The sequence below is a fragment of the Paenibacillus sp. N3.4 genome, from assembly GCF_008017805.1.
In the GTDB taxonomy this organism is placed as follows: Bacteria; Bacillota; Bacilli; order Paenibacillales; family NBRC-103111; genus Paenibacillus_E.
In genome coordinates this window covers 1-11502 of sequence record NZ_VRTT01000131.1, presented here as the reverse complement: position 1 = coordinate 11502, position 11502 = coordinate 1, and the positions used below count along the sequence as shown (strand labels likewise).

The following is an 11502-nucleotide window of genomic DNA, read 5'->3' as shown; positions in this document are numbered from 1 at the left end:
AAACCGAGGGACGGGCAGTTATGTGGAATAGATGCTCCTAGTAAATATCATTTTATGTTATTATTAGGTAAAATTAGGTATATGGCTAGGAGATGAGTATATGCGAGATAAACCCTTAAAACCGAGGGACGGGCAGTTATGTGGAATAGATGCTCCTAGTAAATATCATTTTATGTTATTATTAGGTAAAATTAGGTATATGGCTAGGAGATGAGTAATATGGAATCACGTATGTCTTTGGTCAGACCTTCAGTAGATATGCAGGACGAATCTCTCTCTTTTTATCAAAAATGGATTGAAAGTGGAGAAGGCAGGTCCCATGGGTATTAAGTAAAGACTTACGGAGCGTTCCGTCTAGCGGATGATACACCGAATGAAGCCTTGGACCGGCTGGCGCAGGCATGGGCAAAAAGTAGACTGCCACAGGACATGCTAAAGCAGCTGGAGCATGGGAGACGCATTAGGGAATAGTGGTCAATGGAAAGTAAAAGAAAAGAGGAACAGAAGGAGTACAGCCAAAGATGAAGCAGCTCGTTTGTTTGGCGGTTATGGCTATACTGTTGAGTTCGTGTGTGACTGAAAAATCCCAGGTTGCGACTAAGAACGCATTGGAAGAAAACACTGACATTGTCTTGGATTCATCGAATAGCTGGACTACCAGTCGATTGGAGGGAATCCATGGTACCGGCTGGATCTCCGATCATGAGATAGAGTTTGTGCAATCAGTGAAAGTCGGGACAGACGAACATCATGAGCCCAAATATAAAGATACGATGGGGATTAAGGATATTATCTCCGGAGATGTAAGAGGAGAAAAACCTGGCATTTCCTACGATATTTATGCGGTGTCTCCCGACGGCAGGCATATCTATGTGAAGCAGAATCATATGGAAGACGAGAATCTGGTTGCCGAGCATCGGATGATCAGCCGAGATGGCGGAGAGACGATGGAAATCGCCAATCAGGCAGCTGCTGGCAGCGCCGTATGGCTGGATAATGAGCATGTATTGTATATGGGTGGAATAGGTGATGGGGGCGTCGTGCAGATTGATTTGCAGGGGAAGATTACGCCGATGCCTGCATTAAATCAATTTGATACCAACGTGAAGCAGGTAACGAAAATAGGCGAACGCTTGTACTTTGTAGGCGTTGTTGGATTAAGTTATATCGAGATGTCACAGCTGGATAATCCTGTACTGCATACGATATATGATGAGAATGTGAATCGATTCTATCCCTCTCCAGACGGACATCAGATAGCTGTTGTAACGACGAAGTTCGGCAGCCAATCCGACAGGATGAAAAGTGAGCTTTTGCTGTTGGATCCAGATGGAAATCCCATAGTGGATCATTTGGAGACAGGGGAATATTTCTACAGTATAACTTGGTCACTTGATCAATCGAAACTGACTTATGTCGTGACGAAACACTACCCCGACAAATATGAGGTTCATGTGGTCGATATGAAGAGGGTCGAAAACAAGATGATCTACAAAAGCGGCAATCAAGTGGCGGGCAGCGAATTATTCTGGAGTCCAAACAGCAAACTAATGATGTTCACTGTTGACCGATCCCATTCAACTTTGGAATCGAAGCCGGAAACGATTATTTACAAATTCAACTGATCCAATGGACTAAAGATTATTCAACTATCGGGTAACTATAGTTCAATTGACAGATAGACTTCACAGGTTATTAAAGAGAATTATGAAAGATTTTCGGTAATAGCTAAGAACAATAAAATTAGGAGTAAGACCTATGACAATGTTAGATTACATTAAGAAATTCAAATCACTAATAAGTGGCTCTTACATCAACCACGCTAATGAGCTTGATGAAAATAATGGAGTATTTTTAAAGGAGATTACATTCGAAGTCAAAGCCAATAAAGAGGATTTAGATACTTTCCCTAATGGACTAATCCCTTGGATCAGTATAGAATCACCAGAAGATGAACTGGCACGATTGAGGAAAAAGGACGAAGTAGTTTTAAATTATAAAAGCATTTATATAGTCATAGACTACCCATTAAAAAAGCCCAAAGTGTTTGAAATAAATAACTCCAGATTATTAAGATCAGAATTAATCAATCAGATCAGTAAAATATATCATAATATTTATCAAGAAGAAGATACGTCTAGCATTAAAACAATTCCAGTGATGGAGAGAGGTAAACTTAAAAACAGGAATGAAACAAACGGCAGATACGGTATCTGGGGTCATGATCTTCGAGATCTAGATTTAGGTTCAGTCAATGTCGTTAAGAAAAATAATGGAGAAATTTATTTATACCTTAATATCGAATCTTAAGGAATATGGCCTTATGCTGAGGAATAATCGTAATTACGTATAATGGAAACAAGTATGGAGCATTCAGTGGGGAAACCCGCTCTTTTAAGGAGGTAGGTGATTTTATGGAACTGATCAAAAGAATAACGGACAGTGATATTCTAGATAGTGTACCTGAATTTATGGACACCATATCTCGATATGGATCAAGGGGTGTTTTAGTTGATAACATGTTGAACATTGCGATGATGTATATGTCAAAAACTAACCTTTACAAGTTACCTGGTGGTGGGGTAGATGAAGGCGAAAATACTGAGGACGCATTTTTACGTGAAATCAAGGAAGAGACTGGTTATGAGGCTGAAATCATTCATGAATTAGGGTATATCGAGGAGCATAAGAAAAGAAATAATTATATGCAGTTCTCCTACTGCTATATAGCAAAAGCACACAATAGCGTCAGTAATACAATGCTTACTGAAAGCGAAATGCAACTGGGTATGGTTGTTAAATGGATGACACTAGACAAAGCATTAGAAGTGATGAATTATTCAGTTCTAAATTGTGCTGATTATTCAACTAAATTTATGATTTTTCGAGATAAGACTATACTTGAAAAAGCAGTAAAAATATTAACTGGAAAAATTGATGAAAAGTAAATCAGTCAGCTAACGCAGAAACGATAGTGAAGGAGCCTGACTCGCGGTGCTCCTTTTTTTGTTCATTCAAGTAACGCGCAGGATACTTCCAATAGCTGTATAATTGAGATTGGAGTACTGGAGATGACTTTATTGGGGGGATGGTTCAGTGAATGAGTTTATTATCACAAAAGTTAATCATGTAGAGACCTATAAGTTAATGCGACTGGTTGAAGAAAGTACGAGTGAAGGATTTCGTCACCTCAAGCGACTAATGACCGACTATGAAGCTGGAACCAATAAATTTGACAGGTATGGGGAAGCCCTCTTCATCGCTATAAAAAGCGGCGATATTGTAGGGATTTGCGGATTAAATCAAGACCCTCATACGGGTGACAAAGAAGTTGGTCGAGTTCGTCGGCTTTATGTCTCACCAAGTGTACGCCGATTCGGAATAGGACGAATGCTAATGGATTCGGTTATTGTAGAGGCTAGAAATTACTATCAGATGCTCGTATTAAAGACTGATAATCCGGTTGCAGATTTATTTTATCAATCTATCGGATTTTCTGTTAAGGTTGATTCAGAAAATGACACTCACTTTGTGAAATTAAGCTTAAGCTAACGAGAAAGTACGACAAGTTCTGCTATAAGCATCAAACAGTGTGAAAAGCAGTCACTTTGAAAAGGACAGATTATTTTAATCTCTCCGTCGAATGAATATAGTGTGTTATTTCAAAATTATGGAGATGATTTTTTGAAACTATATGTTGTGAGACATGGCCAGACAGAATGGAACTCTGAAAATCGAGTTTGTGGAATAACTGATGTCCAGCTAACGGAAAAAGGTGAAGAACAAGCAAAAGAACTTTCTAAAATAGTACATGAGAAGCAGATCGACATCATTTTAACTTCACCGTTGTCAAGAGCAGTTAAAACAGCTGAAATACTTTCAAGAGGGACTAATATAGAATTTGTTATTGACGGCAGACTTGTTGAGCAAAACTATGGGGAATTTGAAGGAACTAGTCGCGACAACGAAAATTTTAAAGAAGCAAAAAGACATTTTTCGAATAAGCTTTCAGGTGGGGAGTCAATTTTACAAATATCACAAAGAATTTTTAATGTTCTTGATGAAGTTAAAGAAAGGTATTTAAATCAGAATGTCTTAATTGTGACCCATGGTGGTGTCTGTAGGGTAATTAATGCTTATTTTAATGAGCAGACCAACGATGAATTTTATCATTTTCATATAGGGAATTGTGATTTGAAAGAATACCACATTTATGGATGAGATAATATTGGATTCAACTAAAATACGGAGGGGATTAGTTTGACCGAGGATTTTTATTGTGATGAGGTATTAAGTGGTCGTACTTCTGTGCAAATAGTATTGGAAACTGATAATGTGCTTGCATATCATCACACTCGCCCTTATTATCCCGTTCATAATTCCGAAGAAGCATATTTCGTCTATTCTTACACTGGAACAAAGCGATAATGAACTCTTAATTGAGTTGATAGACGTTGTTAAAAAGGTTGCATCGCATCTACAGTCTGAGCATGGAGCCTGCAGGGTGCTGACAAATTTGGGGAAATATCAAGACTCAAAACATCTTCATTTTCATGTCTTTTACGGTGAGCCATTACGTTAGTTGCTCGCTGAACTAACGCAGAACGATAGTTGAATAAGTTTTGTACTTACCTTGGTATATAAATTGTTAAAAGTTGAGGATGAAAGAAAATGCATATTGGAGTAGATTTAGACAATACAGTTCTTGACGCCACTTCGTCATATTTGCACTTTTATAATAAAGCTTCTGGTCAATCGTTTACTCCTGAAGATGTTAACGATTTTTATTTTTTCCGTTTGTATGGGTGGGACAATACTGAGCGTGAAAAAGTTTATCATTAATACGGTCACGATATTCATTGGTACTCGTCGGCTTTTCCCATGGCAGTGGAAGTATTACAGGAATTATTTACTGGTCATCAAATTTCAATTATTACTGCTCGTCCTTTACTTTTTCGGGATGTTACAATTGATTGGCTTAGACATAATGGGATTAGATACCATAGTATAGCTTTCACTGAGAACAAGCTCCAGGAATGTATAGACTCCGAGATAAGTGTGTTAATTGATGATGCCCCTCATTATGCAAAAGAATTTGCCGATAAGAATATACCAGTTATTTTGTTTGAACAGCCGTATAATACCTCCGTGAACATTGATTTGGTTTATCGTGCTTCTAATTGGTTAGAGGTAAACAGACGCATCAATGAATTAGAAGGATCATTACGCTAACAGGGAACGATAGTTCAACCACGAGATGACGGCAGCTGGTCTATGATCGGCTGCCGTTTATTGAAGTAACTGGCAGATTACGCTAATTGTCTACCTAATTACAAGCCCAGGTGGTAAATTATTAAAAATTGAAAAAGAGTTAATTTAGCTGAATGCATTTCTAAGTATAAATCGACTACAGGCTTCTTCCTAACAAGGTACCAACTTGTTTAGCCATTACTTGAGGCGGATAGGGCATCCCGTTTCTGATCCACCATTCAATTACACCTACATAAGCAGTACCCGCATATTGCAGCATGACATCGTCAATTAAATCCGTATTTCTTCCGCTTTCTCTGTCAATCTCATTCTTGAAACCTTCAATAAAAGAAGCAAGAAGTCGAGTTCTAAACGCTGACGGAACCCCTGTACTGGCTAACATCGTTGAAAAAAATAAATAGTTCTTCTCAAAATATTCAAAATAAGGTACTAGAGCCTCGTTCCAATCCATCTTACAGGCCCATTCATCCATCTCTCCTAATTCATTAAGGTGAGTTTCTATCAGTTTGTCCAATAAATCAAATTTGTCTTGATAATGAAGATAAATTGTTCCGCGATTTAGGTTTGCCCTGTCTGCAATATCCTGAATGGTTATTTCATCGAAATTTTTTTCAGTCATCAGTTCAATAACAGCATTTTTCAAAGATTCCTGTGTTTTAAGAATTCTTCGGTCCACTTTAGCCATCGTATACTCACCAAACTTTCTAAAATACTTAACAACTTCAGCTGATGTGTTGATATATCAACACATCAAGTTTTTTTAACCATTGAAATTACTATCATAGTTAAATAATAATAGACAGAAGTTGACTAATCAAATCATTTTGATTAATTAACACATTTTGATTTATAGAGAAGGAGACTACGCCATGTGCAAAACACACGTTCTGAGTGTTTCAGCTGCCAAAGCACCATTTGAAAAAGCAACAATTGAAAGAAGACAATTGCGACCAGATGACGTGTCGATTGATATTAAGTTTAGCGGCATTTGCCATTCCGATATTCATAGTGCACACGGGGATTGGGCCGGCGGCATTTTCCCTATGGTGCCTGGTCATGAAATTGCCGGGATTGTAAAGGCAGTAGGGGAGAAGGTAACAAAATTTGCTGTAGGTGACCGTGTTGGCGTAGGCTGCTATGTGGACTCTTGCGGAGAGTGCGAGTACTGCCTCCAAGGAGAAGAGCAGCATTGTTCAAAAGGTTTTGTAGCCACCTACAACTCCTTGGACTATGAGGCTAATCCAACCTATGGTGGTTACAGCCAAAATATTGTAGTTACCGAAAGATTCGTTGTTCATATTCCGGATCGTATGGAGTTAGATGTAGCCAGTCCGCTATTATGTGCCGGCATTACGACGTATTCCCCTTTAAAACGCTGGAAAGCAAGTCCGGGAAAAAAGGTAGCCATTCTGGGAATGGGTGGTCTCGCCACGTTGCCATACAGTTTGCGCATGCGATGGGTGCGGAAGTTTCAGTCTTAAGCCGGGCAAAAGGTAAGGAGAATGAAGCGCTCAGCATTGGCGCGGATCATTATTTTTCAACACTTGACCCTGAAATATTCACCATGTTAGCTGGCCGTTTCGATCTGATTCTAAACACAGTATCCGCGCCAATTGATGTCGATGCGTACTTATCACTGCTTCGCGTAGACGGTACTCTAATTAATGTCGGCGCACCAGCTGAACCGAGTCAATACAACGTTTTCTCGCTAATCATGAGCCGTCGTAGTATTTCGGGTTCCTTAGTAGGCGGACTTCTAGAAACGCAGGAGATGCTTGATTATGCTGCCGCGCATGGGATTAAGCCTCAAATCGAGGTCATCCGTGCCGATCAAGTTGACGAAGCGTATGAACGAATTCTACGGAGTGACGTACGTTACCGATTTGTTATCGACATCTCCACTTTATAGACGAATGAACGATAAACTTAAAAAGCAATCTCTTCGTTTAGCCCTAATTCTAGCTGCCTTTTCCGCATTGGGGCCATTTACGGTCGATATGTATCTTGCATCGCTTCCTCAGATTATGGTTGTTTTCAAAAGCAATGCATCTATGATTCAAGCGAGTTTAACTGCCAGCTTATTAGGATTAGGTTTAGGGCAGATGGTAATGGGGCCTTTAAGCGATAAATATGGAAGACGGAAGCCATTGCTGATCTCCATGATTTTTTATATCGTTTCATCAATCGCTTGTGCATTTGTACCCAATATTGAATCCTTCATTCTTTTACGATTTATCCAAGGGGTTGCCGCGTCAGCAGGCATCGTGATTTCAGGTGCGATTGCGCGTGACAAATATAGCGGAGTCGAATTGACGAAATTTATTTCTCTGCTTACGATGATCAGTAATGTCGCTCCATTAGTTTCCCCAAATGCCGGAAGTGCAGTCACTTCATTCAGTTCTTGGGTTGGCGTGTTTGTTTTTCTGGGGTTATTAGGAATACTATTAACGGGGATCACAACATGGGGATTAGAAGAAAGCTTACCTGCAAAACATCGGGTCACTGGCAATTTTATAGCATTTATGAAAAATTACAATCGTCTGTTTCAGGATCGAATATTTATGGGATATGCCCTAGTAAATGGTATTTTGTTCGCTGGTGTCTTTGCCTTTGTTGCCGGTACTCCGTTTATCTATCAGAACATTTTCGAGTTGTCACCGCAAATGTTCTCGATTCTGTTTGCCATGAATGGTCTGGCTATTATGATTGGATCGCAAGTTGTCAAACGAGTGGCAGGTCGGCTAACGGAAGGCAGTATATTTCGGATTGGATTATGGCTTTCCTTTATCTCGAGTTCCGCTATCCTTATCACAGTTCTCTCTAAGGGGTCATTATCGGCGATATTTGTATCAACCTTCTTATTTGCTGTATCCATTGGTATCATAGGACCAGTTTCTTTTACCTTAGCGATGCAATCGCATGGACAAATTGCGGGAAGCGCGTCTGCTGTGCTAGGCACCTTGAAGTATGCGTTAGGCGCAGTTACATCCCCACTTGTGGGAATAGCGGGAGAGCATTCAGCCGTCCCATTCGGAATCATTATGATTACTACCAGTATATTGGCCGTCGTTTCCTATATCGTCCTCATTAGGAAGGTAGTGACTCAAAGCGATGGAATCAAAAAAGCTGGAACAAATGCTTAACCAACGGAGGGATTTAGAAAATGGAAATTAAAAGAGTTGGGTCGCAACCTTCAGGTAAAGGACCATCGGATTATTTTACAGGCACGGTTCGCATCGATCAACTGTTTGAAGCAGCGGAGCCTGCACGCGTAGCTGGAGCCAGCGTAACGTTCGAGCCAGGTGCACGAACTGCATGGCATACGCATCCACTAGGGCAAACGCTAATCGTAACGGCTGGCAAAGGGCGAGTTCAACGCTGGGGAGGTCAAATCGAGGAAATTAGTCCCGGTGACGTGGTTTGGTTTCCGCCTGGCGAGAAACATTGGCATGGCGCTTCGCCTACCACAGCAATGACGCATACAGCCATTCAAGAACGGCTTGACGGAAAGGCCGTTGAATGGATGGAAAAAGTGAGTGAGGATCAATATAACTTATATAACACTTGAGCGTGGCATAAAAATCCATAATTGCTAAGATTGTAATAGATATTCAGATGTAACATTGCCGCGTATATCGCGGCTTTTTGTTTATGAGATAAGGATTCTTGTCAAAACCCAATGATAAGAACCGAAGACTTGTAGAAAAGGTCGCTTCTTTACGATTAAACTAAAGGGCAGAATAGTTATAACTAAAGTCTTCCCAAAATTAGGGATTACATTTGATATAATCATCTAAGCAGCTGGTTTAACGGCTGTCGTCTTCTCAATAGATGGGTTTCTATGCCCCGCAGCATGATAACGAGTATATCCAGGATAATACGAGCTACCTCATCGACAAGAGAACTCGAAACAAAACTCTCGCCATGTGGAGTAAGCAAACGGAGAAAACGGAGGAATAAATGAATATTGAACTTGAAAAGCTGATTTACGCTTTAAACCAACGGTTCAAGACGGATATCATCTCTGCCGACTGCCAAACTATGCCGTTACAGGGCGGAACTGTGGGAAATGTGTACCTAGTAACGGGGATCGCCGAAAGCGTGGATGGCAAAAGATTGCCGTACCGTATAGTGCTGAAAATCCAGAATAAATGGGAGCGTTACGGCGATCCGGGCTCATGGCGTCGGGAATATGATCTCTATTCGTCTGACTTGGGAGCGACGTTCTCGCAAGCCCTCCGCTGGCCGACATGTTATCACGCCGAGCTCAATGCCGAAGAAAATGAATACCAGCTGTGGCTGGAATATATCGATGGCGTAACCGGTTTAGACTTGACCGGTGACATGTATGAAAAGGCCGCGCTGGAGTTAGGGCGCTTTCAAGGCAAGTTGTATGCGGAGCAGCCCGCCGTGCTGCAGAGCCTGACCAACCTGAGCCATGCGGATCTCATGAAGAATACGTACCTGCATTATCGGTCATGGCCGGTCGTCTACGATTATATACGCTCGGAGGACTGCGAATTCCCGCTGCACGTGCGGCAAATGCTCATCGACATCGATGAACAAGCAGACGAGATATTCGCCCGTATCGAAAAATTGCCCCTCGTGCTATGCCACCGGGACTTCTGGGTAACCAACCTGATCTATGCTGAAGGGAATATCGCGCTCATCGACTGGGATACCAGCGGATGGGGCTACCTGGGCGAGGATCTCGCAAGCCTGATCGCGGATGAACCGGATATCGATCACATGGTCGAATACTACCAGCGATGCGTCCCCGCGTATTACAAAGGCTTTTCGGAGTATGCACATGTATCCCGAATCGCCGATCATTGTGTCTATGAGATAATTCTTCTCGTATTCGGGTACAGGCTTGTAGACGGGTATCTCCACACAGAGGCTGATGACGAGAAGAAGAAGCAAGTCCATACTCTCCAAAAAATCTATGAAATGAAGACCAACCCTGGATGGTCACATCTGGTTACATAGCCTGAACTAACGCAAAACTATAGATAGTTCAATCACAACACGACGGCAGCCGGCATACTATCGGCTGCCGTTGTCCGTTGAAGTAAATCGCCAGGTAAGTTCCAATATATGGTATTATTTAGATAACAAGATTTACTTAATGGAGGGCAAAAGATTGTCCAATTCAAATCTTATATTTCCTGATATTGAGACAGACAGGTTGAAACTGGCTATTCTTACTTTAGACGACATCGAATCCGTCTTTAATCACTTTTCAGATGAGAATGTTACAAGATTTATGGATATAAGTCCATGTAAAGATAGAAACGAAGCTGAAGAAATCATAAGATTTCACATAGATGATTCGGGTTGTCGCTGGGGGATTTATAGCAAGAGTGATGCTGAGTTTATTGGAACTTGTGGCTTCCATTGCTGGTTTCAGGGAGAACAACCTAGAGCTGAAATCGGGTTTGATCTAGCAAGAGGATATTGGGGAAAAGGAATTATGCAAGAAGCATTGAAGCCTGTAATAGAGTTTGGTTTCAAAGAGATGAGCTTGAATATAATTGAAGCTACGGTGGAGCAAGAAAATGATAGATCAATAAACTTACTTCGAAAACTAAATTTTGAAAGAGAAATAGAATTAAGAGACCAGTTGATATATTATTTCTTGCTTCGAGAACATTGGGGATTACGCTAACGGGAAACAATAGTTCAATATCAAAAGGGCTGCCGCGAGGTACCCTTCATTCAAGTAACGGGCAGGATAGTTGAATCTCTTCTCGAATTTATCTCAGATAAGGAAATTTCGAGAAGTTTTTTAAGGAGGAAATCAATGTTAGAGTCAAACAAGCAATTAACCTACTCGGGTGATGAAGTCATTGAGGTGCTTAAGGAAATTGAAATCATTCTAGTATCTTTACATAAAATTGGATCTTATTATGGTACGAAAATTCAGGAGTATGGAGAAGAGAAGTATAGACATGAATATGAAAGGGAAACAACTCGTTTTATTGACGAATGGGGAGTAACTCATAAGCTTGCCAACATTAGAAAAATACTTTCAGGAAAATTTGATAACACATTAGATGTTGATAATATGGATGACTTAGAAAAAGCAATGGAAGGACTTGAAAATTGGTCTAAACCAATTAATAAGCTAGAAAGATGAATGTAGCTACTGATGCCATTGCGGGTCTCGCGTGGGCTGTTATAATCGTTGAGATAGATTTCATTGTATTTCAAACTTCGCCAAAAGCGTTC

General features: G+C 40.7%; 13 protein-coding genes and 2 pseudogenes. 14 read left to right on the top strand and 1 reads right to left on the bottom strand.

The features are described from left to right. The first annotated feature begins 521 nt into the window (after positions 1 to 521). The 8 genes and pseudogenes from FU659_RS33410 to FU659_RS33380 all read left to right on the top strand — a co-directional run bounded on the left by FU659_RS33410 (position 522) and on the right by FU659_RS33380 (position 5232). Entirely contained in the window at positions 522 to 1625 is a 1104-nt protein-coding gene (locus tag FU659_RS33410) for a PD40 domain-containing protein (RefSeq protein ID WP_147951482.1), read from the top strand. A gap of 133 nt (positions 1626 to 1758) precedes the next feature. Further along, complete coding sequence (locus tag FU659_RS33405; protein WP_147951481.1) at positions 1759 to 2310, top strand: hypothetical protein; 552 nt, start codon at positions 1759 to 1761, stop codon at positions 2308 to 2310. A 104-nt stretch (positions 2311 to 2414) separates the two neighbouring features. Then, positions 2415 to 2948 carry an NUDIX hydrolase gene (locus FU659_RS33400; RefSeq protein ID WP_147951480.1) on the top strand — a complete coding sequence of 178 codons (534 nt, stop codon included), beginning with the start codon at positions 2415 to 2417 and terminating at the stop codon, positions 2946 to 2948. Positions 2949 to 3096: 148 nt separating this feature from the next. Continuing rightward, positions 3097 to 3552, top strand: coding sequence for a GNAT family N-acetyltransferase (locus FU659_RS33395; protein ID WP_147951479.1), 456 nt, complete (start codon positions 3097 to 3099; stop codon positions 3550 to 3552). Between the two features lie 132 nt (positions 3553 to 3684). Further along, on the top strand, positions 3685 to 4221 hold the full coding sequence (locus FU659_RS33390) for a histidine phosphatase family protein (RefSeq protein WP_147951478.1): 537 nt from the start codon (positions 3685 to 3687) through the stop codon (positions 4219 to 4221). 39 nt (positions 4222 to 4260) lie between these two features. Beyond that, positions 4261 to 4582 (top strand): annotated as a pseudogene (locus tag FU659_RS33385) (HIT domain-containing protein). A gap of 89 nt (positions 4583 to 4671) precedes the next feature. Continuing rightward, positions 4672 to 4842, top strand: coding sequence for a hypothetical protein (locus tag FU659_RS36080; protein WP_187274569.1), 171 nt, complete (start codon positions 4672 to 4674; stop codon positions 4840 to 4842). A gap of 39 nt (positions 4843 to 4881) precedes the next feature. Continuing rightward, complete coding sequence (locus FU659_RS33380) at positions 4882 to 5232, top strand: 5' nucleotidase, NT5C type (RefSeq protein WP_147951477.1); 351 nt, start codon at positions 4882 to 4884, stop codon at positions 5230 to 5232. Positions 5233 to 5407: 175 nt separating this feature from the next. On the opposite strand, the gene FU659_RS33375 is transcribed toward FU659_RS33380, so the two are convergent. Then, positions 5408 to 5956: a TetR/AcrR family transcriptional regulator gene (locus FU659_RS33375; protein WP_147951476.1), complete on the bottom strand. Its 549-nt coding sequence runs from the start codon at positions 5954 to 5956 to the stop codon at positions 5408 to 5410. 184 nt (positions 5957 to 6140) lie between these two features. Here FU659_RS33375 and FU659_RS33370 point away from each other — a divergent pair. From FU659_RS33370 to FU659_RS33345, 6 genes and pseudogenes are all read left to right on the top strand, one after another. After that, a pseudogene (locus tag FU659_RS33370) lies at positions 6141 to 7180 on the top strand (NAD(P)-dependent alcohol dehydrogenase). Between the two features lie 4 nt (positions 7181 to 7184). Beyond that, positions 7185 to 8414, top strand: a complete 1230-nt coding sequence (locus tag FU659_RS33365; RefSeq protein ID WP_147951483.1) for a multidrug effflux MFS transporter — start codon at positions 7185 to 7187, stop codon at positions 8412 to 8414. Positions 8415 to 8434: 20 nt separating this feature from the next. Then, entirely contained in the window at positions 8435 to 8839 is a 405-nt protein-coding gene (locus FU659_RS33360) for a (R)-mandelonitrile lyase (protein WP_147951475.1), read from the top strand. Positions 8840 to 9231: 392 nt separating this feature from the next. Beyond that, complete coding sequence (locus FU659_RS33355) at positions 9232 to 10260, top strand: aminoglycoside phosphotransferase family protein (protein ID WP_147951474.1); 1029 nt, start codon at positions 9232 to 9234, stop codon at positions 10258 to 10260. A 154-nt stretch (positions 10261 to 10414) separates the two neighbouring features. Continuing rightward, a complete protein-coding gene (locus FU659_RS33350) occupies positions 10415 to 10939 on the top strand; it encodes a GNAT family N-acetyltransferase (protein WP_147951473.1) in 525 nt (174 codons plus the stop codon). A 135-nt stretch (positions 10940 to 11074) separates the two neighbouring features. After that, complete coding sequence (locus FU659_RS33345; protein ID WP_147951472.1) at positions 11075 to 11410, top strand: hypothetical protein; 336 nt, start codon at positions 11075 to 11077, stop codon at positions 11408 to 11410. The last annotated feature ends 92 nt before the right edge of the window (positions 11411 to 11502 follow it).

Excerpts from the sequence above, each read along its gene's own strand:
- FU659_RS33410 (WP_147951482.1), top strand. The coding sequence starts at position 522 with ATGAAGCAGCTCGTTTGTTTGGCGGTTATGGCTATACTGTTGAGTTCG.
- FU659_RS33405 (WP_147951481.1), top strand. The coding sequence starts at position 1,759 with ATGACAATGTTAGATTACATTAAGAAATTCAAATCACTAATAAGTGGC.
- FU659_RS33400 (WP_147951480.1), top strand. The coding sequence starts at position 2,415 with ATGGAACTGATCAAAAGAATAACGGACAGTGATATTCTAGATAGTGTA.
- FU659_RS36080 (WP_187274569.1), top strand. The coding sequence starts at position 4,672 with ATGCATATTGGAGTAGATTTAGACAATACAGTTCTTGACGCCACTTCG.
- FU659_RS33380 (WP_147951477.1), top strand. The coding sequence starts at position 4,882 with ATGGCAGTGGAAGTATTACAGGAATTATTTACTGGTCATCAAATTTCA.
- FU659_RS33375 (WP_147951476.1), bottom strand. The coding sequence starts at position 5,956 with ATGGCTAAAGTGGACCGAAGAATTCTTAAAACACAGGAATCTTTGAAA.
- FU659_RS33365 (WP_147951483.1), top strand. The coding sequence starts at position 7,185 with ATGAACGATAAACTTAAAAAGCAATCTCTTCGTTTAGCCCTAATTCTA.
- FU659_RS33360 (WP_147951475.1), top strand. The coding sequence starts at position 8,435 with ATGGAAATTAAAAGAGTTGGGTCGCAACCTTCAGGTAAAGGACCATCG.
- FU659_RS33355 (WP_147951474.1), top strand. The coding sequence starts at position 9,232 with ATGAATATTGAACTTGAAAAGCTGATTTACGCTTTAAACCAACGGTTC.
- FU659_RS33345 (WP_147951472.1), top strand. The coding sequence starts at position 11,075 with ATGTTAGAGTCAAACAAGCAATTAACCTACTCGGGTGATGAAGTCATT.